Origin of the sequence: Paenibacillus sp. PK1-4R, from assembly GCF_030369595.1 — a bacterium.
Lineage (GTDB): Bacteria > Bacillota > Bacilli > Paenibacillales > Paenibacillaceae > Paenibacillus.
In genome coordinates this window covers 2,340,436-2,364,227 of sequence record NZ_CP126535.1, presented here as the reverse complement: position 1 = coordinate 2,364,227, position 23,792 = coordinate 2,340,436, and the positions used below count along the sequence as shown (strand labels likewise).

The 23,792-nt window shown below is 46.6% G+C and carries 19 protein-coding genes; 4 read left to right on the top strand and 15 right to left on the bottom strand.

Annotated elements, in window-relative coordinates; genetic code table 11:
• Positions 1–447: 447 nt before the first annotated feature.
• Positions 448–1,890: a hypothetical protein gene (locus QNO02_RS10380; RefSeq protein ID WP_289391940.1), complete on the top strand. Its 1,443-nt coding sequence runs from the start codon at positions 448–450 to the stop codon at positions 1,888–1,890.
• A gap of 222 nt (positions 1,891–2,112) precedes the next feature.
• On the opposite strand, the gene QNO02_RS10375 is transcribed toward QNO02_RS10380, so the two are convergent.
• The 5 genes from QNO02_RS10375 to QNO02_RS10355 all read right to left on the bottom strand — a co-directional run bounded on the left by QNO02_RS10375 (position 2,113) and on the right by QNO02_RS10355 (position 7,076).
• A complete protein-coding gene (locus QNO02_RS10375) occupies positions 2,113–2,694 on the bottom strand; it encodes a DUF4269 domain-containing protein (RefSeq protein WP_289391939.1) in 582 nt (193 codons plus the stop codon).
• 20 nt (positions 2,695–2,714) lie between these two features.
• A complete protein-coding gene (locus QNO02_RS10370) occupies positions 2,715–2,921 on the bottom strand; it encodes a YwbE family protein (protein WP_026081155.1) in 207 nt (68 codons plus the stop codon).
• Between the two features lie 224 nt (positions 2,922–3,145).
• Positions 3,146–3,934 carry a polysaccharide deacetylase family protein gene (locus QNO02_RS10365; protein ID WP_249911141.1) on the bottom strand — a complete coding sequence of 263 codons (789 nt, stop codon included), beginning with the start codon at positions 3,932–3,934 and terminating at the stop codon, positions 3,146–3,148.
• A 66-nt stretch (positions 3,935–4,000) separates the two neighbouring features.
• Positions 4,001–4,939 (bottom strand): aldo/keto reductase, encoded by a 939-nt coding sequence (locus tag QNO02_RS10360; protein ID WP_289391938.1) that lies wholly within the window; start codon positions 4,937–4,939, stop codon positions 4,001–4,003.
• 112 nt (positions 4,940–5,051) lie between these two features.
• Positions 5,052–7,076: a Na+/H+ antiporter gene (locus QNO02_RS10355; RefSeq protein WP_289391937.1), complete on the bottom strand. Its 2,025-nt coding sequence runs from the start codon at positions 7,074–7,076 to the stop codon at positions 5,052–5,054.
• A gap of 214 nt (positions 7,077–7,290) precedes the next feature.
• On the opposite strand from QNO02_RS10355, the gene QNO02_RS10350 reads away from it, so the two are divergent.
• Entirely contained in the window at positions 7,291–7,590 is a 300-nt protein-coding gene (locus tag QNO02_RS10350; RefSeq protein WP_091032117.1) for a hypothetical protein, read from the top strand.
• A 97-nt stretch (positions 7,591–7,687) separates the two neighbouring features.
• Here QNO02_RS10350 and QNO02_RS10345 read toward each other — a convergent pair whose 3' ends face one another.
• A complete protein-coding gene (locus tag QNO02_RS10345) occupies positions 7,688–8,170 on the bottom strand; it encodes a MarR family winged helix-turn-helix transcriptional regulator (RefSeq protein WP_091032120.1) in 483 nt (160 codons plus the stop codon).
• A gap of 271 nt (positions 8,171–8,441) precedes the next feature.
• On the opposite strand from QNO02_RS10345, the gene QNO02_RS10340 reads away from it, so the two are divergent.
• The gene (locus QNO02_RS10340; protein ID WP_289391936.1) at positions 8,442–9,557 is read left to right on the top strand and encodes an FAD-dependent monooxygenase; all 1,116 of its coding nucleotides are present in this window, start codon (positions 8,442–8,444) and stop codon (positions 9,555–9,557) included.
• A gap of 117 nt (positions 9,558–9,674) precedes the next feature.
• Here the strand turns inward: QNO02_RS10340 and QNO02_RS10335 are convergent, their stop codons facing one another.
• The 9 genes from QNO02_RS10335 to QNO02_RS10295 all read right to left on the bottom strand — a co-directional run bounded on the left by QNO02_RS10335 (position 9,675) and on the right by QNO02_RS10295 (position 22,856).
• On the bottom strand, positions 9,675–9,905 hold the full coding sequence (locus tag QNO02_RS10335; RefSeq protein ID WP_289391935.1) for a hypothetical protein: 231 nt from the start codon (positions 9,903–9,905) through the stop codon (positions 9,675–9,677).
• Between the two features lie 216 nt (positions 9,906–10,121).
• Positions 10,122–12,698: a beta-mannosidase gene (locus QNO02_RS10330; protein WP_249911145.1), complete on the bottom strand. Its 2,577-nt coding sequence runs from the start codon at positions 12,696–12,698 to the stop codon at positions 10,122–10,124.
• A 90-nt stretch (positions 12,699–12,788) separates the two neighbouring features.
• Positions 12,789–14,375, bottom strand: a complete 1,587-nt coding sequence (locus QNO02_RS10325) for a helix-turn-helix domain-containing protein (protein WP_289391934.1) — start codon at positions 14,373–14,375, stop codon at positions 12,789–12,791.
• Positions 14,372–16,153: a cache domain-containing sensor histidine kinase gene (locus QNO02_RS10320; RefSeq protein ID WP_289391933.1), complete on the bottom strand. Its 1,782-nt coding sequence runs from the start codon at positions 16,151–16,153 to the stop codon at positions 14,372–14,374. Before QNO02_RS10320 ends, QNO02_RS10325 begins: the two co-directional genes overlap by 4 nt.
• A 30-nt stretch (positions 16,154–16,183) precedes the next feature.
• On the bottom strand, positions 16,184–17,038 hold the full coding sequence (locus QNO02_RS10315; protein WP_165980265.1) for a carbohydrate ABC transporter permease: 855 nt from the start codon (positions 17,036–17,038) through the stop codon (positions 16,184–16,186).
• Between the two features lie 36 nt (positions 17,039–17,074).
• A complete protein-coding gene (locus QNO02_RS10310) occupies positions 17,075–17,956 on the bottom strand; it encodes a carbohydrate ABC transporter permease (RefSeq protein WP_091032136.1) in 882 nt (293 codons plus the stop codon).
• 101 nt (positions 17,957–18,057) lie between these two features.
• A complete protein-coding gene (locus tag QNO02_RS10305) occupies positions 18,058–19,371 on the bottom strand; it encodes an extracellular solute-binding protein (RefSeq protein ID WP_289391932.1) in 1,314 nt (437 codons plus the stop codon).
• 256 nt (positions 19,372–19,627) lie between these two features.
• Positions 19,628–21,721, bottom strand: coding sequence for an acyltransferase family protein (locus QNO02_RS10300; protein WP_289391931.1), 2,094 nt, complete (start codon positions 21,719–21,721; stop codon positions 19,628–19,630).
• Positions 21,722–22,295: 574 nt separating this feature from the next.
• Positions 22,296–22,856: a flavin reductase family protein gene (locus tag QNO02_RS10295; RefSeq protein WP_249911150.1), complete on the bottom strand. Its 561-nt coding sequence runs from the start codon at positions 22,854–22,856 to the stop codon at positions 22,296–22,298.
• A 230-nt stretch (positions 22,857–23,086) separates the two neighbouring features.
• Here QNO02_RS10295 and catA point away from each other — a divergent pair, with 230 nt between their 5' ends.
• The gene (gene catA, locus QNO02_RS10290; RefSeq protein ID WP_289391930.1) at positions 23,087–23,734 is read left to right on the top strand and encodes a type A chloramphenicol O-acetyltransferase; all 648 of its coding nucleotides are present in this window, start codon (positions 23,087–23,089) and stop codon (positions 23,732–23,734) included.
• Positions 23,735–23,792 lie beyond the last annotated feature (58 nt).

Below are 23,792 nucleotides of genomic sequence, written 5' to 3'. Positions count from 1 at the left end.
GCTTCGAATATGAAATTCAGCCGAAATGTCCGTTGCTCACGTAGTTTCCCTACGCTCCGCTACTCCATTTCTAACTTCATTCCATCTTCTCGGTACTGAAAATCAGACTTTTTGAACACACACTTTATTTCAACATAGTTTTTTTCTATTTTCTTCCTTATGATGGCATGTTTATTGTAATCACCCCTGCTTGCCATTGTCTATGGGGTCGCGTGACCTTCACATATCAATTCTGGTGACTTTCATCCGCTCCGATTTTAAGAGTAACAAGCTTCATGTTGTAATAAATTCTCCAGTTGTAAAATAAATCCTTCATTTATAGCTCAGAAGCTTCTCCCTAAAAATAAATGCTGCGGCAAACCCCGGACTCCACGAACGCCCGATCTTGACATGCATACGATATATCACTCCTCGGGTTAGTCACCAGGATGTAGGGAGGCCTGTTCGATGAATATTCAACTCACTGCGTTACACTATGTCTATCTGGCATTTATCGTCTTGATCATTGCCGTAATGATCCGGCGCAGGGACACCACCATCATCTGTGTCGCAGGTATTATGACCATTGGACTTCTGGCAACAGAAACCTTAAGCGGGTCAGTTGCTGGGATCTTCAGCAGTTTTATCTATGCAACAAAAGAATTGTTAAGTACGATTTTCATCATCTCGATTATTGTGGCAATGAGCCGTGTTCTGATCAGAACAGGCATTAATGAGGTCATGGTAACACCTGTCACCCGGTTTATCCGTTCTCCTCAGGTCGCGTATTGGGGTATCGGATTGATCATGATGGTCGTATCACTATTTTTCTGGCCATCCCCGGCCGTAGCACTCGTCGGTGCAGTACTCCTTCCTGTAGCCGTGCGTGTAGGTCTTCCCCCGATTGGAGCCGCCATTGCCATGAACCTGTTCGGACATGGGATTGCACTGTCGGGAGATTACATTATTCAGGGGGCTCCCAAACTTACAGCTGATGCGGCGGGTATACCGGTTACTTCCGTCATGACGGCCAGCATACCTCTGGTCATTGTCATGGGAACGGTATCTACACTTACAGCCTTCTGGATGCTGCGCAAAGAGATGAAATCAGGCGCACCTGTTCATTCCCCAAATTTTATATCAGGTACCGTGACCACGGAACCTTCTTCCTCATCAGAGGCTGTGTCCACCTCCCTACCCACTGATCAGCCTGTTCAACGTCAAGTCATGTCGCCCCGTTTGCAAAAGACGTTCGCTCTGCTTATCCCTCTGTTATTCGCAGTTGATGTGATTCTGATGTTTGTATTGAAGTTGCAAGGCGGCGACGCAACAGCTCTGATTGGCGGAACTGCTGTGGTTATACTGATCGCTGTTACCCTTGCCGCACATCGACATGCGGGACCAGAGGAAACGACCAGTTATTTAATAGAAGGATTTCAGTTTGGTTTCAAGGTGTTTGGACCGGTTATTCCCATAGCCGCATTTTTTTATCTGGGAGATGCTGCGATTACGGAGTTGTTCATCAACCCTCTTCCTGAAGGTTCACACGGGATTGTGAATGATCTCGGGGTTGCACTTGCTGGACTGGTGCCATTGAATGATACGGTGGGAGCCATTACAATGACGGTAACTGGAGCAGTGACCGGAATGGATGGTTCGGGGTTCTCGGGGATATCCCTGGTTGGCTCGATTGCGTCCATGTTTGCAGGTTCGACAGATTCCGCACCTGTACTGACAGCATTAGGTCAGGTTGCAGCCATATGGGTAGGTGGCGGAACCTTAATTCCATGGGCATTGATCCCTGCTGCTGCAATCTGCGGAGTCAGTCCTTTTGAACTTGCAAGACGCAACCTGAAGCCTGTACTGCTGGGACTCACGGTAACAACAATTGTAGCCATCTTTCTGATCTGACCAAAGGTTATTTACACTGACACTACGATGACAGAAGCACCTTCCAATCGCTGTTATTCCCAGATTTTTTTGATTCCCTTTCTTAAGGGGAAATCCGGTAGTAGCGTATGCTTCCGATGCAGCTTTCTTTCAGAAAGCTTTTAGGCGACCGCTTCGCTTTTTCAGGTTTTTTCTGTCCTCTCCGTTATCGTGTAAATGATTAGTTCATCTCAAATAGACATTTTAAAAAGACGTGCGTGAACGCGCCCAGTTCCAGAGATCTTCACGTTTCATCTCGGCCAGATGCAGCATGTCCACATATGGATCTCCCTGTAATCCAAGTACAGAAGCAAAAGCAGGCTCCGTCTTCCACCCTGCCTGTTTCAGTCTGCGGATCTCACGGTGTCCCGCGTCTCCCCACAGTTGCAACAATCTCCACTCTACGATCATATGTAAGTATGCATTCTGCCTGTAAACTGGCACGGATTGGGCAAAAATCTCCACAGACCAATGTCCCACTTGCAAATTACAAGTCACATAAGGACGTTGGTCTGGAAGATCCCCACCACGTACACATTGAAATTCAGCAATGGCTCCGATTCGATTGTATATCCCGGCTTCAAACACATCCAGATCCTCTGCATAACACAGCAGATCCAGATCACTGCCCGGAATATCAATATCAATCGGTACCGTTCCTGCTGGATATGGGTGATAGTCAGCTAATATCTCGAGCAATCCACTGCTCTGTAACACATGATATGCGTCCTGCTGACGTGCATTACCCGAAGCCAGATGTGCCATTACTTCTGCGGTAGTACTCATCTCCCCGCCTTGGACCACAGTTAGTTCGAGCCGCCTGTAATGACCTGTTTCACACGTCCCACTTGACCGCTCGTCAGTCGTACTTTGATTCCGTGTGGATGCGTAGGTGACTTGGTTAACAGATCCTTTACAATGCCACGTGTCAGCTTACCTGTAGCTTGATCCTGCTTCAGCACAATGTCCACTTCCAGACCTGGCTTAATATTTACACGTTGTTGTCCATTCATCATATTCACTCTCCTCTATGTCGTAATTCATATCTTGTATACTATATAACCCTTAAACACAAAGCTCCATCTATTGTAGACGTTTTGGTTTCAAAACAAAAGGGACGCGGCAATAACCTCCTACGCCTGGTTCAACGTTTTATATGGGACACATGGAGACCAAGATAAAGAAACCGCAGGTCTCTTCATCTGAGACTTACGGTTTCTAAATTGGATTACCATGCTTAGGGTTGCACGTGCTCCAATATTGACGAAGGTGAAGTGTTGTTCTTCGCAGCTTCGCGTGCCTTCACAGCAAGCAGTTCAGACACCGTCACGAATTGGTATCCTTGCTGCTGTAACTTCGGCAGAATTGTTTTGAGTGCAGCTACCGTATGGGACTTGCCTTCCACCTTATCGTGGAAGAGTACAATATCCCCATTGCGTGCGTTATTCAGTACTTTTTTAACGATAGTCGATACACCTGGAGAAGCCCAGTCCCGTGTATCCTGATGCCAAGACCAGAGTACAATGGTATATCCTTTTTGTTTGGCAGCCTGAATGACCATGTCATTGTAATAACCGCCCGGTGGCCTGAACAACAGGGGACGCTCAGCACCCGCTTCAATGATGGAACTTTCTGCTTCGTTCATATCCTTCATGTACTTGTCTGCACTAGTTGATCGAACTGCATACGTGTGCGCATACGTATGGTTGGCGATTTCATGCCCTTCGAGCTGTTCCTGCTTAATCAGTTCAGGAAATTTGTCTGCCCATTTGCCAAGTACAAAAAAAGTTCCTTTGGCATGATACTGCTGTAACAAAGCCAGGATCTGCGGAGTCTGAATCGGATCTGGTCCATCGTCAAAGGTAAGCGCGATGAGTTTATCCTGTGTGGGAACTTCCCACACAATCTCTCCTCGTTCCTCATAATACTGACGGTTCTTCTGTACAGGCTTCGCATAGGCAGAACTGCTACCCAGCAAAATAATTAGCGTGAACATTCCGATGACTCGGGCTGCCTTCAGGTTCATGTGGTGTCCTCACTTTGTCTTCATACGTAAACTCCCTGTTAGCATTTCCCGATTCACCCGAACTCATTAACGAAAGATCTGATCCACAACTGCAATTTCCTCAGCAGTTAATTCCACATTTAATGTTTGCAGATTGTTAATGACCTGTTCTGGTCGCTTGGCACCCGGAATCAATGCATCAATAGAAGGCTGAGTCAGGTACCAGGCCAGAACCAGATGAGCGACCTCAACATCTTTGGATTGTGCTATGCTGCGCAGTTGCTCAACTTTATTGAGATTTTCAATAAAAGCTTCACCTGTAAACAGCGGGTTCTTTGCCCGTCCATCCTGAAAGGTTGTATCACGATTATATTTCCCGCCCAGCAGTCCCGCTGCCAGAGGGAAGTAGGGCACAAAAGAAATGTTATGCTCAGCCGTATACGGCAACAGCTCTTTCTCCGCATCTCTTTTGAACAGATTATATTCAGATTGCAGTACGTCTACATGCCCGTCCTTATTGGCTTCACGCAACTGATCAATGGAGAAATTAGATACGCCAATGGCACGAATTTTGCCAGCGTCTTTTAATTGTTTTAACGTATCTACCGCCTCATCCTTAGGCGTATGTTCATCCGGAAAATGGATGTAGAACAGATCAATGTAATCGGTTTGCAGTCGTTTCAACGCCTCATCCACGGATGTTCTCAGAAAAGCAGGTGAGTTATCCATGACAATCTTGCCATCCACTAATTTATGAGCTGCTTTGGTTGCAATAATCGTATTCTGCCGCTGACCGGTTTCCTTCAGTACTTCACCGATCAGTCGTTCGGAATGCTCAGGTCCATAGATGTATGCCGTATCCACAAAGTTAATACCTTGTTTCAAGGCTGTACGAACCACTTCCTTACCCGTCTCATCATTCAGCATGTCCGGATAGATATTATGTCCGCCTACTGCATTCGCACCCAGTCCAATGGGATTCACGATCAGATCCGTCTTGCCCAACCGAATTTGTTGTTCTGCCATGTCTCATCTCTCCTTCACTGATCGATATAAGTACATTTCTGTAATGATGCATGTTTCTTGTTACATATTATATCAAACCATTTAGCATATTTAAAATATCGGATTTATCGGATTAGGTATTTTTCAGCGCAGTCGCTTCAACGTCGTTAATAAACCGGCGCAGTTTTGCAGCCACATCACGGGTGATTTCGCCGTTTTCATACAGTTGCTGAACCGTATTGCGCTGTTCCTGAATGGCTACCATCTGCAACTCCAATTTCTCCTGATTAAACGGATCTTCCGTTTTACCCTGGTTCCAGGTGCGCAATTTGGCAATTACACGCTCATACTTGGCGATGACAGAAAGTGCGACGACTCGATTCCCATCATTCATATGAGCACGAATGGCCTTAATTGCTGCTTCAGAGGTGCGCAGCTTTACCTGACGGAACAGTTCTGCATTTTCAAGCATGAATGGTTGATTCGGCTTCTGGGACCGGTTGGTGAACAGATGTCCTAACACACGCCCGATCTCGCTGATCGAGGTCATGAACTGAGTGTTTGCGCGATTCGCCAGCATCATTTCCTTGCGATCCAGCCAGCTGTCACATTTGAAGGCCGCATCAGAAGCAATTGCATTTTCGTCCAACATCACTTCTACTTCTTTACGCTCCGCGCGGGTGGCAATCAGGTTAATAGCCGTTTCTTGTTTCTGAATATCTTTGCGTTTACCGGCGGTGAGCTGACCTGCGGCCTGTCTGATGTACTTAGACAAGTCGGAGACAACCGCCAGTGCCGCAGCTTTGTTCTCATCGTTCATTTCGGATTTGACAGCTCGTATTGCCGCATTCAGCATAATGTCATGTGCTTTTCGTTCTGACTTCTGCGGTGTTTCTTCTGTGGATTTCCCATCGTCCTTGGCCAGAACCGGAAGAAACACACTCGCCGCAATCAGGGAGAAGAGGATAACCCCTGCTGCGAGGAAAATAATCAGATCCCGTTCAGGGAAAGGTGATCCATCCTGAAGCACATAAGGAATGGAGAAAGCACCCGCCAATGTTACAGCCCCCCGCACCCCAGAGAGGGAAATGATCGTAATATCTTTGAATCTGGGCCTGCCAATAGAGGATTTGGTACGCAACAATTCATTCCCTTGCCAGAACAGATAGATCCAGAAAAAGCGCAGAACCAGCAATAACACCGAGATTAGGCCCACATAGCCCAACACCTGCAGATTATTAAACGATACATTTTCAAAAATGGTACTCAGCACATCCGGGACCTGTACACCCAGAATAACAAACACCAGACCATTTAGTATAAATAAAATGACTGACCATGTGCTCGCAGATACCACCTGCATTTTCAACTGAACCGATTCAGCGCGGTCACGCTCAATGGCGTGAATAATACCGCCTGCCACTACCGCAAGAATACCTGATACCCCAATTTCTTCACTCACCAGATAGATGATAAATGGCGTCAGGATTTGCAGCAGCATGTGAATTGTCACATCTTCCATGCCCAGTCTACGGATCCATACCCCTAGCCTGATTAACAGAAAAGATAACAATGCCCCGACAAGAAGTCCGCCAATCGCAATCAGAATAAAACTGAAGGTTGCATTCGCCAGGGAAAATACACCTGTAACTGTTGCTGCAATCGCGAATTTGAAGGCCACGAGGCCAGATGCATCATTCATTAATGCTTCACCTTCAAGAAGCCTATGTATGCCTTTGGGCAAATGTACTCGCCCTGCCATGGCGCCAACGGCCACTGCATCTGTCGGGGACAATATGGCTGCAAGAGCAAAAGCAGCAGGTAACGGAATCGAAGGAATCAGCCAGTGAATGGCATATCCCGCCACGACTACCGTCACGAATACAAGTCCTAGTGCAAGCAGAAGTATCGGTGCACGCAGATTCCATAATTCATTCCTTGGTGTTCGCTTACCATCGTTGTATAACAAAGGTGCGATGAAAAGTACAAAGAACAATTCCGGATTCAACGGCAGGTGAACACCTGCGGGAAGCAAAGCTATAGCTACACCAAGCACAATTTGAATGAGCGGAATGGGAATAAAGGGTACAAACCGGTTTAAAATATTGGATAAACCAATCAGTACCAGTAACACAAGTACGGCAATAAATATTTCCATGATGACAATCCCTTTCCGCTATAGAAGTGGTGAAACCTTTGTTGTATAGGTTTATTTTAACATAATCCATACTTTATTATAAAAATGTTGTCATATTCATATACCCATTCAACTGGTTTCAGACTAGTCTGAATGAAAGAATTCTGATGGATTCTGTATATAAGATGTTACAATATGCTCAGGACAATACCCGTTTGGAAAGGAACTTGCATCTATGGCATTTGGAATTAAACGACAAGAGCTTGCTGCGTGGAAGGAACAAGTGGCTCGGGGTGAGATCGCGTACCTCACTCATTTCTGGATTGACAACCGATTCCCCGGCATCACCAGTGTCACCAAAGTTGGCTGCGCAGATCTGGAACGTCTCGAGCGTTGGTGCAACGATCATGGGCTGGACCCGCGATACATTCATCGGCGGCAGCCATTTCCCCACTTTGACCTGATGGGCAGCAAACAAAAAGAAGTTTTGATCCAGGAAGGCTTAACGGATCATGTGGTTCGCTTTCATTTGTAAACCAACTCAAAAACGCCAGTCTTCAAGGTTCATCCCCCCGCAATTAGGGACGAACTCATGAGGACTGACGTCTTCAAGGAATCAAGTCATATATGGACTACCGGTGGATCTGCTCAAACGACTTCATGTTCTCCAGCAGTTTCAGTTCAATTTTCTTCAGCATGCCAAACATCTGCTGTTGCTCCTCTTCGGAAAGTGCTTGCAACAATTCCCACGTCATTCGGCCGCGATTCGCATTAAGTGTCTTGGCAAGCTGCGCGCCTTCATCCGTTAAGGACAGCCACACAATTCTCCGATCTTCTTCACTGCGCACCCGCTGGATCAACCCTTCCGTCTCCAGTTGATTCAGTACAATGGTGGTTGCGCCGGAAGACAAACTGAGTTGTCTGGCCACATCAACCGCCATACATTTTTTTTCACGTAAAATCATGCCCAATATATGACTTTTTGTCGGATTCAGTTTACAGTTGGTTTCGGTCTTCTGCTGCTGATCCAATACTTTATTTTTATATCTGAAGAAGGCCTCCAACAATTGATCTACATTTGCCAATTGAGAGTTTCGCTCCGTATCCGGGCTCATAAACGTTCCTCCTGCCTTTCATCATAACCTACCTTATATTGTAACATATTTACACTATGATGTTTGTGAAAAATGCGCTTGTATCCGACACCCTATCGTTGACTGCAAGACTCTTGTTTTATTTCCGGTTTCACCTATTGCATTATGGCAACGGGTTTGTTTATAATAACCTATATCTTTAAAGTTACTTTTAGTTACTTAATGATTTTAATAAATCTGTTGTTATAAAGTAAATGAAGCGTCATCATTATAATGTAAGGGACTTATGCACATGAATCAGAATATACAATCTCAACTCAAAACGGATGTTTGTATCGTCGGTGCTGGACCTGGCGGTGCTTTGCTTTCTTATTTACTGAATCAAAAAGGAATCTCCACGATGCTCATTGAGCGGCAGCCCCACCTGCACAAGTCGTTTCGCGGGGAGTTGCTCAATGTGGACGGCGAAGCCATTTTGAATAAACACGGCCTCTATTCCCTCATTCAGGAACGCGGAGCGCTGCTCTTGGAACAGATTCAGTATTGGGAAAATGGGCAGATTATTCATACGGTATCACCAGGCAATGGAGAATCTCATGTTGGTATTCATGTACCTCAAGCTCATCTCCTGGAAGCCATCGTGTCGCACGCTCAGCAACACAACTCAAATGAACAAGTACTGTTTAATACCATCATGACTGGCTTGCTACGTGACAGAAACGGCCAGGTCGTGGGTATTAACATTCGGCAGAACGGCGTTCCTGCCTCCATTGAGGCATCTGTAATTGTGGGTGCTGATGGCAGATATTCTGCTGTACGCAAACATTCCGGTATGACACCGAAGGTTCGCAAGCATGGGTATGATCTGCTCTGGGCGCGCATTCCGGCACCCGTAGGTTGGGAACCCGCTGTCCGGATGGCCAGCATGGATGGTCAACAGCTCGCACTGTTCTCACAGTTCGGCGGTTATGTTCAGATTGGATGGAACATTCCCGAGGGAGCATACTCCAAGCTGCGAGAGCAGCCGATTGCTCCTTTTGTAGATAAACTTGTATCTGCTTTTCCTTGCCTGTCTGATTCTGTAGCTGCCAACATTCAGAGCTGGAGTGATTTTGTTCTGTTATCCGTCGAAAGCAGCTATTGCCAATCGTGGGCACAGGACAATGTTGTACTTATCGGTGATGCCGCTCATACCATGACACCAACCGGTGCGTTTGGACTTAATGCCGCGCTCGAAGATGCGGATGTGCTCTCCAAATTACTTGTCCAAATGGCCGCAGATCAATTCAGTTCCACTGCACAACTTCAGGAACTTCAGACGATTCGCGGTGCAAAGGTACAGCAGCAACTTGCACGACAAGTGGAGATGGAATCCTCTTTCCAACAGCGTTATGAATCCTTTCTCTAAACCCAGCTAATACGGATAAAATATTTATATGCCCAAACAGCCGATCACTTCCTCATAGAGAAGAATCGGCTGTTTGGCTTGTTGGTTTATCTTTTTTATGTAATTCCGTACCCTTCTTCATTTTCGTTTGCGTGGAGCAAACGTGTCTTCTCTGGGTGCTCCTTCTTGTACAGTATCAACGTCCTTCGTGTAGGATGAGATGTTATCTTTTTCATATACTGCTTTCTCCAGATTGCTTAAGCGGCGCAATACTTGTTTGCTTTTACGAACGATATATACAATACCAATAATCAGCAGGATCAACATCAGAATGAATATAACCATCTCCGGATAAAAGACAAATGACATAAAATTACCTCCTTTTGAAAACGATTGCTTTCCATCATTCTAACCTTAATATGCCAACATGTGAACCCGATTGGAAGTTTCGCTTGTGGACTAAGGACAGGGTAACCTGACACAACGACATGAACTCACCTGCTGCAAAAGCAAAAAAAGGTGGCATCCCTGATCAGGATTACCACCTTGAACCTCGAATAATATTTGAAGTCTATTATTATTATTTTATCCTTCTCTGCCGTTCATGGCACTAACCCGAAGTTCTGTCAGTGGCAGAGACGTTTGCTCTGGGTGACGTAGTCTCACTGTTCGGCTTTCACCGGGGAGCAGATCGAAATAATTGTCACTGAATCGGACACGCCCAAGGGGAAGCTCCAGCTTCACCAATCGTGCAATCGCTCCACTGGCCGTAACCGTTACAGACTGTTCCTCTTCGTTCACATGTACGCTCAATTGCGACTCTGGCAACGTCACATCCTTAGGATCACGCAAGAAGTATCGATTGCTCGGTGCTGCAAACCCTTCGGATACCAACTCAACCATTACTTCCTCACCACGTCTGCCCTGTAACACCTCTGCTTCAGTTAATTCAGCAATACACAGTGAGGATTGTGATGTTACTTCAACAGCATGTGTACTGGAATAGATCTTCTCTCCATTCAATGCATAGACATTGAGTCGAAGCTCCCCTTTCAAGACGTCACGTGTATCGTTTACGACCCACAACGCAAGCGGCTCCCCGGGCTCATGCTCCAGTGATAACAGGACAGGATGAAAGAATATTTTCCCGTAATAAAAGGATGCCTTCGGCAGCAGTTCATAATCAATCATGGACCAGCTTGTTCCTGGCCAACTGTCATTTAATTGCCACACAAGCGCACCGCTGTTACGGTGATTGATGCGCCGGAAATGTTCTATCCCATAACGCAACCCTTCTGCTTGAGTCAACATGGAATAGTTCATGTACTCTTCTATATTTTGCGGAATCCCTGTGTAACCCTCCATCAACAAAATGCCTTTCTGGTGATTGGTATCCTTGTTACGATAGGCCATCTCCGGACTGCCCCAGTAAAACTGCCCTGCGGGCATATTTTTCTCCAACGTGTAACGATTGGCCGAGGCGTGCATACCAAATTCACTGCTGAACAACGCATGATCCTTTTTATAATTTTTGAACGTTACACCTTCAATACTGTAGTCCAGCAGCGGTGGCTCTCCATGCTTCCTTGGATAGACCGAACCATGCCATACCTGCCAGTTGTGGCGATCCCCCACATCCGGGTCATTCGCATCCTGACCGTTGCTGTCTCCGAACGGCGAAGAAGGCCAGTACGGACGAGACAGATCCAAGCGCTCCAGCACTTCAGGGATTAGCTCATGATATATCTGTTCGCCGTAGAACGGACTGGTAATATCTCCACTTGCCGACTTCATATCATAGAGCCAGTCTATCTCGTTATTACCACACCAGAGAGCAAGCGAGGCACGGTTACGCAGGCGCAGGACATTGTTTTCTACCTCTTGCCGTACATTATCCATGAAATCACGATTGAAATCCGGGAACAATGCGTTTGCAAATGCAAAATCCTGCCACACCAACACCCCTTGCCGATCACACTCATCGTAGAAGACATCCTTCTCATATATACCACCAGCCCAGACACGCAGCATGTTCATATGCCCTTCCACCGACAGCTCGACAAGCTCACGATATCGAGAGTTCGGGATGGCGCCAATCAGATGATCAGCCGGAATCCAGTTGGCTCCCTTGGCGTAGATCTTGACTCCGTTCAGGATAAAAGCAAATGCATCTTCACCCCGTTCATTGTGAAGAGCCAGCTCAATCGTTCGTAACCCATAAGGCTCGCTATAACGATCCACCTCAACGCCATCTGCGTATAATGTAACCTCCAGTGTATACAGATACGGCTCACCCAGATCATGAGTCCACCATAACTGCGGTGACGTAACGTTTAATGTGGTATCCGCTTTGCCACCCTCTACGGGTAGTTCAGTGACACCTGCCACCTCGTGTCCGCTGCGATCCAACAGACGAACATTACAGGTCGCAACCACAGCCTGCTCACGTTTCTGTCTGCTACGGTAAGACAAGACCGACTTCACATCTGCCGTGACATGTAAGACAGCCAGCTCTGTACTGACTGATTCCGTTCGAGCATACACACTTTCCAGCTTGGCAATTGTTCGTTTTTCCAGCCTTACCGTACCCCAGATCCCCACGGTAACCATGCGTGGCCCCCAGTCCCAGCCAAAGTTCATCGCTGCTTTGCGCAACCATGGCCGTTCCTTCGTGTACGAAGACCAGTCAAAGGTTTCTTTGTCCCGGTGATGCAGATGAAGCGGATCAAACTTGACAGCAATCGCATTCCAGCCGCTGCGTACTAGAGACGTGACGTTAAAAGTATGTGACATGAGCATATTTGCCGTTTTTCCAACTTCATGGCCATTCACATATACCGTTGCAAACGTATCCAATCCTTCAAACACCAATTCAAAGTGCTCCTCGGTCTCTGCATCTCTCACCAGATTGAAGGTTGTGCGGTACCACCATTCCTTTTGCTCAATCCAGCGACTTTTGGCATCATTATGTCCGTAATAGGGCGGATCAATGATACTGCGCTCAACCAACGCAGCATGTACATCGCCAGGCACTTCAGCCCCGATCCAGAAACGGTCATCCAGTGCAGCAGCTGCCACATCCATCGCCCGCTTCTCCCCAACTTCAAAATGTTGTATCTTCCATTGTCCAGATAAATCCTGACTTGAATTATGGGTCTTCATTAGTACGCCCTCACTCTCCAATAACCCTGAGTAATACCATATCGAAAACGTTTGCAGTAAGGCAAGACATGTTTCCTAATCTGCTCATTTCTAACTTCCCGAAGGCTTAAACGACATTGCCTCCTCGCGATATTCACTCGGGGTCTTGCCGGTATGTTTTTTGAACAGTCTGCTAAAATATTTCACGTCCTCGTAGCCGCTGATGGCAGCGACTTCACTGACCTTCGCTGGAGACACCGCCAGCATATCCATCGCTCTTCGTATACGCATATCGGTGACAAAATCTCCGAAGGTCACACCCATTTCTTTTTTAAACAGCTCACTGAGGTGACCCGGATGCAAATGAACATGTCCAGCTACCTGCTGCAGATTAATATCCTGCGCCAATGAAGATTCAATATAACCGATAGCCTTCTGCACATGAGCAGCCTGTCCCTGACCCATTCGGCTATGATAGATATGCATCAGACCATACAGATGATGGAACAGCATATCCCCGAGGTCACCAGCTTCAGCATCCGGTTCGGGCAACCATGGCTCGAGCCTTGCGGGTTCTTCACGCCCTGTGGCTCGCATTGTGCGAGTCAGCCAGCGATGACCTGCAATGACGGCTGAGTGCAGACAAGCATTGAACGATTCTGGTGTGACCTCCGGCTCTGTAATCAAATTAGCCACAAGTTCCCGCGTCCATGTCGTTAACGTGACTGAATCATTATCCAGCAATAATGTACCAAGTGTGGTCTCCTCTTCGTGCGTAAGTACAGTTTTACCACCTTGGCGATCCTGAACGTGCTCATAATGCCATACTTTATAATCCACCAAACCCCGATATCGGAATGCAGCTGACGCAGTACTGTAGCTTTCGTGCAGATCTGCATATCCACGCACAGGCAGACCTACCGCTGCGCGCAGGGTGCACTTCAGTAATTGCTCCACCCGACGTAATGCACTCTCCAGCCTGAACGTAGTTTCATGTTCCACAGGCGGCCATGAAACTACACAAATAATTTGCTGTTTCTCTACATGAGCAATGGCACCAGGTAACATATCCTCCAGGGTATTCTGCACCGCAAATCGTAATAGCGCATCCGAGGATCGATCCCAACCCTCTGCTCGAAGAATAATGACTTGTCTGAGAATCTGTTCATCATCAAGGCCACCAAGCCCTGCCTCTTTTCCAACATCAGATCGCAAGAATGAAGGAAAATGGCCCGAAGCGGTGTCACCATCAATGATCCACCCGGCAAATAACCGCTCTCGATTCTCCCGCATAAGCTGTCCCTCTCTGGACTTCTCTGCCCAACGTTCCGAGATTCGCTGTTTGGCCTGTAATACGGTTTTGATGATCTCTTCCGGCTTGCTTGTTTTGAGCAGATAATCTGTAACACCTTGGCGAATCGCCTGTTGGGCATAAGAAAAGTCATCGTATCCGGACAAAATAATGACCTCCAGCTCAGGTAACAATCGCAGGCCCTCTTCAGCCAGTTCGAGTCCCGATCTGCCTGTCATCCGAATATCGGTCATCAGGATATGTGGACGTTCCTCAGCCAAACGTGTTAACGCCTCCTCTGCCGAGGCAGCAGGTTGAAGAAGTTCAATTCCGAGTTCATGCCAAGCGATAACGCTGGCAAGCCCTGTACGGATAATCACTTCATCATCAACAATTAATAGTCTCATGACGAACCCTCCAAGATTGGAATGGAAAACGAAATCCGGGTACCTCCCCCAACCCTGCTGTCTACTTCAAGCTGTGCATCCGCTCCATAATGGAGCAGCAGTCTCTCATTCACATTGCAGAGCCCATAACCGCCTTGGTTTAGCTGTTTTTCCGGCTGTTTTCCCTTCCATTCCCTAATGCTTATCCTTAATTGTTCCAGCCTGTCCGGCTCCATGCCGACACCATCATCCAGCACCAGCACATTCATCTGTTCATTATCCGGGTCCTTGCGAATCATTATGGTGATGGTGCCCACGCCTGTTTTGGGCTGAATGCCATGAATCATGGCATTCTCAACGAGCGGTTGCAGCAACAGCTTCAGCATCATTCGCTTCTCAAGCGCTGGATCTACGATATAATGCAACACGAATTGATCAGGGAAACGAATTGACTGCACACGCACATAATGGCGAATATGAGCAATCTCTTGTTCCACAGGGCAGTAATCCTGACCATTATTCAAGCTGATACGTAGAAAATCACTCAGGCCCTCAACCATATCCGCGATCCGCTTCTCTTCAGACATCAAGGCAATCCAATGAATTGAAGAGAGCGTGTTATAGAGAAAGTGCGGGTTAATCTGCGCCTGAAGCACTCGAAGATCCGCTTCTTTTTTACGAGCTTCACCCCGAATAACCTCTTCCTTCAATAACTGAATATGTGCACCGAGCAGATTGTAACTCTCCCCAAGCCTACCGATCTCGTCATCACTTTCAGACCGAAACAAAGGAAGCGGGCGTTCCGGATCAATTCGGGACAGATGTCGGGTAAGTACACGAAGCGGCCTCGTCACACGACGAACCGTAAACCAGACCAAGCCAGCACTGATCGCAGCAGACATCGCAACGGCGCAACCGGTCAGAATAAGAATGTACCGATTCTCGGACTTGTACTGGTCATAAGGAACCGTTCCAACCAACGTCCAACCGGTCAGTTCTTCCGGATAATAGAGCAATGTCCGTTTATCGTCACCACTGCCATATGTGGTTGTTCCGCTACCGCCATCCTGAATTAACGTTGTGACTCCTGGTTCGGCCTGCTCCAGCTTAAGTCCAAGCCGGGATTTGTCCATTGAAGACAGAATCTCTCCAGAACTGCCGATGAGCTCCAGTCTGCCTTGCCCTCTGCCTAATCCCAGAGCGGCCCATCCCTTGGATATGGCCTTCTCATCCAGACTAATGGCTAACCAGCCGATGGGTCGATAATCATGGATACTGCGGATTGGCCGAACCAATGTGATCACATTTTGAATACCCGCGTAATTCTGCACCGGGTATACCCCCGTCCATTGTTTGACTGCTTCACCGCTTGGAACAGAGGGATACGAAAGGTTGGATTCATTGGATTCATACCAGGTAGCGGTTGACAATGTGGCATCAAAACGTCCCGGATATATGGCGATGTTAGCGATATATTTCTTGGAAGCCGCCAGATTGGTCATTCTGCCCAGGATATCCACCCGGTCCAGCTCATGATCTTCATTGTGGCTAAGATACTGCTGGATGTCCCGTTCTCCAATCAGGAAAATCGATAGGTTCTCGGCATCTTGCAGCATATAACGAAGATTCGCTTCCACCTGTTTCAGTGTATCCATGCCGGACAGTTTTGTTTTTTGCTCTGTAATGCGGGAAGAGATCAGAAAGGCGAACAGGCCCAAGGCCAGCAATGGCACAATCATTGAAGCCGTCACGACGACCGATAGCTTCCTTTGTAACGAAGATGTGAGCCAGCGTGCCAAACGTTTCTCCTCCTCTGGATGCGCTTTCGCTTATCCTTTGACAGCTCCTGCTGTCATGCCTTTCATAACCTGTTCCTGGAATATGAGATACAAGATAATGGTTGGAATGACCGACAGGGTCATGGCAGCAAGCGTTAAGCCGTAATCGGTTTGATACCCATCCGCAAAGTTCGCAATGGCCAACGGTAACGTTTTCAATCCGGTTTTGTTGATGAACACAAGCGCAAATGAAAAGTCATTCCATGCATGCAAGAAACTTAGGATCGTAACCGTAGACAACGCTGGGACGGACATCGGTAACATGATCCGGGTAAACAGCCCCCAAAGTCCTGTTCCATCAATAAAAGCTGCCTCTTCAATATCACGTGGAACACTTGTCAGATAAGCAGTAAGCACAAAAATTGCCGTAGGCAAAGCAAAAGCCGTATAAGGTAATATTAAGGCCCAGTACGTATTTAGCAAAGACATCTGTTTCATTAAAATAAATAAGGGGACAAGTGTACTATGGATCGGAATGAGCATACCAACAACAAAGAAGGTCATGATTAACCCTTTCCAGCGAAACTGGAAACGAGCCAGGATGAATGAAGCCAACGCTGCAATAAACAGCGTTAGAATAAGTGACCCCACCGATACGATTAGTGAATTGCCAAAAGCGGTTCCCAGCCTGGAGCTTTCCCATGCATTGCTGAAATTGGCAACATTCCAGTTTTCCGGCAGTCCGAAGGGCCTGCTATAGAAATCTTCATTTGTTTTGAATGCACTAATCACGAGCCAGTAGAACGGATACAATGTTAAAATACCATAGACCGTTAGCAGCGTCCAAACAATTCCGCTACGTAGGCGGCGAACCGGATGGCCCGAGCTGCTTCGTGGTGATGGCATGGATACAGGTGTCACGCGCATGATAACTCCTCCTCTCTATTGATTCTCTTTTCGTTTGCGACTGGTTAACCACTGGCTTGTTCCGATCAGCAGCAGGGAGATCAGTACGATGGTTGTTGAGATCGCACTACCAAAACCATATCGGTATGTTGTAAAGGTGGAATTGTACATATACGTTGCAAGCAGTTCCGTCGCATGTGCCGGACCACCCTTGGTCATGATGTAGACCAGATCGAATGATTTCAGACTACCCGAAATACATAGAATGATCGCTACCTGAACCGTACCCCAGATCATGGGCAGAGAGACGGATACCAGCTTCCGGATTCCTGAAGCCCCGTCTATTTTGGCAGCATCATGAATCTCGCCGGGAATATTCTGCAACGCCGAGATGAAGATAATTAGATACAACCCGACAAAGCTCCAGAGCAGCGGCGGTACCAATGAGAAAATGGCAATCTTGTCATCGGAAAGCCATTGCAGCTTCCAACTTTCAAGCCCCAGTGCGTCCAGCAGAAAGTTTAATATCCCGATCTGCGGATGATAGATATACTGCCAGATCATACCGATAACTACAGTGGATAACACCATCGGCAGAAATACGGCTGAGCGCAGAAACCGCTGTAATGGATTGCTTTTGTGTAAGATGACCGCCAGCATAAGCGCTAACGGAATTTGTCCAAATACCGACGCCAACACAAAAATAACGTTATTTTTCAGCGCCCGCCAAAATACAGGATCATGCCAGATCTCCACGTAATTATCCACACCAATATATTTGGATGCGCCGATGCCGGACCAGTTGAAGAAACCGTAGTATGCCGACCACACGACCGGTACAAATACAAACAATGCATAAATGATGACTGCCGGGGCCAACCCCAGCATAATAAAACGCCGACTGCGCAGTGCGTTCATCTGTTCACTTCCCTTCGATAAATTCCTTTACCAACTTGCAACTGACTATCCCATTCATACTTAAAACCCCTCCCCTGCCGGGAAGGGGTTTTAACGAATGCTTACTGACTAACTGCATTGGCTTGAGCCGCCTGAATTTTAGCCGCAATGTCTTCGGCCTTGCCACCCATAAGCAACTCTTGCAATGCATTATTAATAACCTCAACCGTTGCCGACCCCAGCTTGGAATCGTATACTGGCGTGATCTTCACTTCCTGCATCAGATCATATAATTCTACGAACAATGGATGTGCTTTGGTTTTGTCCAGATCAATCTTGTAACTCACCAATGTGCTGCTATCCAATGTGGCCTTCTGACCATCAGGTCCTGCCAGCGCGTAGAACAGCTCCATCGCTGCCTCTTTTTGTGCACCGCTCAGCTTTTTACTTACACCCAACCCGGTTCCTACTACACCGGATGTTGTTCTTGGTTCACCCTGACCTCCGTCCACTGGAGGAAGAATCGTAATATGTGTGTTGTTCAGCACCTCTTCAGGTGCATTGTTCACCAGATTTGCCAAGGCCCATCCGCCGTTCATGACCATCGCTGCCTTACCTTGGAAATAAAGCTGCATCATCTGTGTCTCATCGATACTGTTGAATCCATCTTGGAATGCTTTGGTGTTGCCAAGCTCCTGCATCTTGTTCAAGGCTTCAATAAATTGTGGATCGGTAAAGCTTGCACCCTCTTGTGCTGCCGCTTTCAGGAACCAGTCTGTGCCGGTAATCCGATCAGCCAGTGTACTGAATATCGTTGATTGAGCTACCCAGTTGGCTTTGTTGCCAAGTGCCATGGGAATGACTTTATTTTGATTAAAAGTAGCAATCGCTTGTTCCAGTTCCGCCCAGGTCTCAGGCACTTTTACGTTGTACTGTTTGAACAAAGCTTCATTGTAATAAATGAAGGAACTCGGCGCCAGATTCATGGGCACGGAGTAGATATTCCCGTCTACGGTGTATCCGTCCAATGCATTGGGGATAAAGTTATCTTTCCACTCTGGCTTTGCGTCCAGCTCTGTATTAATGGGTTGTAACAGATCCCCTTTTACAAATTCCTTAGTCATGGCATCCGGCCACATCACGAACAGGTCTGGCATCTCGTTGGCAGCTGCCACCGTACGAAGCCGAGTTTTGAGACCATCTGTTGGCAGGCCTTCATCCACAACTTCAATATCTGGATGCGCCGCGCGAAAATCTTCAATTATTTTGCGCATCGCAACCGCCTTTGCATCCTGTCCGGTCCAGTTGTGCCAGAGAGTGACGGTTACTTTGTCATTGCCGCTGCCTCCTTCTGAAGTGTCCCCGCCAGCACAACCAGCCAGAATAATGGAGAACAATGTTATTGCCAGGAAACCCGAAAGCCATTTTTTCAACATCTCTATAATCCCCCTCGGCGATTTGAATACACTTATTGTAAATGTTAACGCTATCATACCGTAAGGTGACGATCCACGGATGCAGGGGTGAAAAATATCGGTTTCCCTGTTTGGAATTCACTTTGCTGACTAATTGTTCCTAACATATAAAAAGAGCCCTCACAATGAGAGCTCTTTCTTGTTGCAGCCGTCGGTAGCTTCACCCCAGGCTATATATAATGAATAAGTGCTAAATCGTATTAAATATGATTGCGTATTATTGGATACTGTTTTTCACCAGTTCTGCAAAAGCTTCGGACCCTTGCGTAGTGAGATGTACGCCGTCTTTTTCAAAATATTCGTCATGTCCCTCACTTGCACTGTTCCAGTCAATTAACGAGACATTGCTGTATTTGGATGCTGCCTCATTTAACGCCCTGTTCACCGTTCGTTCCCATGGACGAGGTACGCGCACAGTAACTAGATATACCCGATCCTCATCCTTCAGATAATCAAGCACAGCATTCAAGTTTTTGGAGTTAAAGGAACCATTCGTCCCGAGCTCCAGCACTACCTTGCTGCCCATTTGGTTGTTTTGCTTCAGACCTTCCAATACATCACCTGCCTGCCACATCTGACGACCGACATGTCCGTCCACATACACTCCCGATATACTTTGCTCCAGATACGGTTTTGCATCCAAAATCACCGAATCTCCAATAACGGTATAATGAACCTTGCCATCCTTGGCAGGAGGAGCCGTTTCTTCATTGTCCTGAGATGACTCAGGTGTATCATCCGTATGATCTGTATTATCGGATTGATTCGCTCCGGCGTCATCCGATGTATCATTCTCGTTAGTCACGGAGTCATCAGCCGGCTTATCTTCAGACTGATCGTCCTTGCCAGGATTCACTGAATTGTCTTGGTCGTCAGGTTTCGAGTCTGGAGCAGACTCTCCTGTTGGCTTCTCGTTTTTCCCCGGATCATCTTTCGTTCCTGCTTCCGGTTTATGGGTATGAGCATCGTTCTTTTGGCCAGAGCCTGACGTTCCTGTAATAGCTGGCAACACATCCTGTCCCTGTTCCTCCGCCACGGAATTCTCTCCATTCAATGTGTTGGACATCGATACCGAATGGGAGTCGGAGTTCGCTGCATGTGAGACCATCATCTGGGATACCGTATAGGACAACAGCAGAATCGTCATCAACAGACCTGCCCGCTTCCACCATACGTTACGTATACTGATCGATGACCGCCCTCTTCCCCATAATCGGGACCAAGAATCACGGAATCCGTTGTACCGAATCGGATTTTCAATATATTTAAGAGACAATGAAGCCAGTACAACCGTTGCAGCAACCTGTAAAATGATTCGTACAGGATGTGCTCCTCCCGTATCCACCGCGGGATTGGTTAACATAATGACAGGATAATGCCACAGATATAATCCGTAGGATCGCTCTCCGATCCAGCGTAGTGGCTTCGCTCCAATGATACGTCCTAGGAAAGACGATGGGTGAGCCAACACCGCTACCAGCAACGTTGTTGCAATAGCCTGAAGCACCATGCCCCCTTGATACAGAAACGGATCATATTCACTGCTATTCAGCATCATGTAGATTAATAAAGCAAGCGCAGCAAGTCCCGACACATCGAGCACAAGCCGATTCATGCCAGGCAGAGAGCTCGACAGCTTACGACTAGGCCATACTACGGCAAGAGCAGCACCAGCAAGCAGTGCGAATGCCCGCGTGTCTGTTCCATAATATACACGGCTCGGGTCCAAATCTGGATTATACATGATGGCCATTGCACCAGCAGACAATTCAGCTGCAACAACAATGAAGACGACCAGCCATCCCTTTCTTTTGAACACTACGATTGCTGCGATCAGTAGAAGAGGCCATATCAGATAAAATTGCTCTTCCACAGCCAGCGACCAGAAATGGCCAAACGGTGATGGAGGGCCAAAACTTTCGAAATAGGAAACGTTGTGAAAGATATACCACCAATTGCTTATGTATAATACACCCGAAACGATATCACCACGAAGCGCAGCGAGCCGGGATGGGTCTGTACAGGCCAACCAGATCATCACCACAGCTGTCATGGTCAGCATGCCTGGAAGCAAACGCCTTACCCGTCTTACCCAGAAATCACCGAGTGAAATGCGTCCATGTTCCTGCCACTGTGACACGAGAATATCTGTAATTAAATATCCCGAGAGAACAAAGAATATCCCTACACCGAGCAGTCCGCCCGGAATAAAATCCAAATTCAGATGATACGCGATTACCGCAATTACAGCGATGGCTCGCAAGCCGTCAAGTCCGTTCATATGTCTCTTACGATTTAACGATTGTGACATGCATGCCCCTCCTTATTACTGTGGGTCAACAACATCGGTGTTGGGGGCATAAAGGAACTCCTGATCGTTCTGGTTGTCATTAACATACGTATTGCACCTTCCATCTTTCATTTACAACATAAGAAAAGCTTCTGTTTGAAGCACTATCCGATGATGCTACATTCTGTGTGAATTCTATAATATTAAAGAAGACGAATTGCCTGTCCATTAAGTTTAATTATTAAAATATTCTTTATATTCATTCGTGAGTTCACGTTTAGCATTATACGCCCGAAATAAGCCTCATACTTTACAGCAATAGTTACAAACGATTAAACCGATGTAACCTTTCCTGCCAGCTCATATAGCTGTAAAATCATACTCTAATTTTGTCGTTAAATATAGTACTTTTCATCGAGTGGCTAAAATTACCTGTCCCACTTGCGCAAACCAGCATACCCACGCATATACCGATTGAAACAATTGAATTCATAACAAAAGGCTGCCGACTTGCTCAGCAGCCAATATCCATTATAAACCTATGTCAGACCGGATTGAAAGTTTTGCTCATAATTGCTTCTTCTTGCCTAGGACCCTAGAGGTGGAACGGGTGAATCTTTTCTTCTGTCCTCGCATCCATGATCCGGTATGCTGAACGCCCTGTGTACATTGGGATTTGCAACTTCTCCAGATCAACCATTCCATTCTCCAGAAAGTACTTCTGATCCTGATATCGCTGCAACACTTCGCCTGCAATCCATTCATGGTCACCATATGTCGTAATGTCCATAACCTTGCATTCATAAGCAAAATAAGCGTCTGTCAAAATGGGTACACTTACCTTGATTCCTTCCTCATATGGAATGCCGAATCTTTTGAATTTATCCGTATCTCTTCCACTGAACGTTCCTGCAGCTTGAATCCACTCCGATCGATGACCTGGTAGGAAATGAACACCGAATACACCGCTCTTCTCAATGAGTTCATAGGAGTATGTTTCCTTACGAAGGGAGATGCCATATACGCCTGGTGATGATCCGATGTATGTATGCCATCCGGACGCCATCACATTCTGGACTCCCTCATGACGTGAAGTCACCACCGCTACCATTCCAGGATAAGAATAAAATATGGGTTCTTCTATCGGCTGACGCATCTGATCCCCTCTCTTCTTCGTTATAAAGACAACTTTAATTATAAAGTAAAGAAGCTGGTTGAAAAAGCGTTTTGCAGAGGATTTCGCTATAAGCGACACATTCAGTATCATGTTATACTGAGATGGTCAATTTCTAAAATACGATACTGGGAATGTGATAGGATATGGTCAAATCAGTCAAATATACCTCCTAAATGAAGGCATTATTCAAATTTAGGAGGTTATAACTTATGTTTAATTCAATCGTGTTAGATCAGTGGGATCGAAAGCCATACTTTGACCACTACTTGAATCAGGTCAGATGTACCTACAGCATAACTGCTAATCTGGATATCACGCTATTGATTGCTAAACTCAAGCTTAAAGGATTGAAGTTCTATCCCGCTCTTATTCACATGATCTCTACGGTCGTCAATGCACACAGGGAATTTCGAACCTGTTTTGATGCCGAGGGGAAATTGGGCTACTGGGACGAAATGTCTCCGAGTTATACGATTTTTCATGAGGACGACAAGAGTTTCTCAACGATCTGGACAGCATTCCATGAAGATTTCGGGACGTTCCACAATCGTTATCTGGAAGATATGAAGAATTACAAAGATCACAAACAATTTGTTGCCAAACCCAATGAACCACCAAATACATTTCCCGTTTCCAGCATTCCCTGGGTGAACTTTACGGGATTTAATCTGAATATTTACAATGAAGGAACCTACTTGTTGCCTATTTTCACGATGGGGAAATATGTTCAACAGAACGATAAAGTATATCTTCCCTTATCCGTTCAGTTACATCACGCCGTGTGCGACGGCTACCATGCCGGTGTTGTATTTAATGAATTGCAATCACTTGCAGATCGATGCCAAGATTGGTGTTAGTTAGCTAAATGACAAAAAGGCATTTCTGACTTCATGATGGAGTCAGGAATGCCTTTCT

What these genes read in the sequence shown, in the direction of transcription:
- QNO02_RS10380 (WP_289391940.1), top strand. Translation starts at nt 448, where the DNA reads ATGAATATTCAACTCACTGCGTTACACTATGTCTATCTGGCATTTATC.
- QNO02_RS10330 (WP_249911145.1), bottom strand. Translation starts at nt 12,698, where the DNA reads ATGAAGACCCATAATTCAAGTCAGGATTTATCTGGACAATGGAAGATA.
- QNO02_RS10310 (WP_091032136.1), bottom strand. Translation starts at nt 17,956, where the DNA reads ATGAACGCACTGCGCAGTCGGCGTTTTATTATGCTGGGGTTGGCCCCG.
- QNO02_RS10375 (WP_289391939.1), bottom strand. Translation starts at nt 2,694, where the DNA reads ATGAGTACTACCGCAGAAGTAATGGCACATCTGGCTTCGGGTAATGCA.
- QNO02_RS10350 (WP_091032117.1), top strand. Translation starts at nt 7,291, where the DNA reads ATGGCATTTGGAATTAAACGACAAGAGCTTGCTGCGTGGAAGGAACAA.
- QNO02_RS10325 (WP_289391934.1), bottom strand. Translation starts at nt 14,375, where the DNA reads ATGAGACTATTAATTGTTGATGATGAAGTGATTATCCGTACAGGGCTT.
- QNO02_RS10300 (WP_289391931.1), bottom strand. Translation starts at nt 21,721, where the DNA reads ATGTCACAATCGTTAAATCGTAAGAGACATATGAACGGACTTGACGGC.
- QNO02_RS10365 (WP_249911141.1), bottom strand. Translation starts at nt 3,934, where the DNA reads ATGAACCTGAAGGCAGCCCGAGTCATCGGAATGTTCACGCTAATTATT.
- QNO02_RS10355 (WP_289391937.1), bottom strand. Translation starts at nt 7,076, where the DNA reads ATGGAAATATTTATTGCCGTACTTGTGTTACTGGTACTGATTGGTTTA.
- QNO02_RS10370 (WP_026081155.1), bottom strand. Translation starts at nt 2,921, where the DNA reads ATGAATGGACAACAACGTGTAAATATTAAGCCAGGTCTGGAAGTGGAC.
- QNO02_RS10315 (WP_165980265.1), bottom strand. Translation starts at nt 17,038, where the DNA reads ATGCCATCACCACGAAGCAGCTCGGGCCATCCGGTTCGCCGCCTACGT.
- QNO02_RS10360 (WP_289391938.1), bottom strand. Translation starts at nt 4,939, where the DNA reads ATGGCAGAACAACAAATTCGGTTGGGCAAGACGGATCTGATCGTGAAT.
- QNO02_RS10345 (WP_091032120.1), bottom strand. Translation starts at nt 8,170, where the DNA reads ATGAGCCCGGATACGGAGCGAAACTCTCAATTGGCAAATGTAGATCAA.
- catA (WP_289391930.1), top strand. Translation starts at nt 23,087, where the DNA reads ATGTTTAATTCAATCGTGTTAGATCAGTGGGATCGAAAGCCATACTTT.
- QNO02_RS10340 (WP_289391936.1), top strand. Translation starts at nt 8,442, where the DNA reads ATGAATCAGAATATACAATCTCAACTCAAAACGGATGTTTGTATCGTC.
- QNO02_RS10305 (WP_289391932.1), bottom strand. Translation starts at nt 19,371, where the DNA reads ATGTTGAAAAAATGGCTTTCGGGTTTCCTGGCAATAACATTGTTCTCC.
- QNO02_RS10295 (WP_249911150.1), bottom strand. Translation starts at nt 22,856, where the DNA reads ATGCGTCAGCCGATAGAAGAACCCATATTTTATTCTTATCCTGGAATG.
- QNO02_RS10335 (WP_289391935.1), bottom strand. Translation starts at nt 9,905, where the DNA reads ATGTCATTTGTCTTTTATCCGGAGATGGTTATATTCATTCTGATGTTG.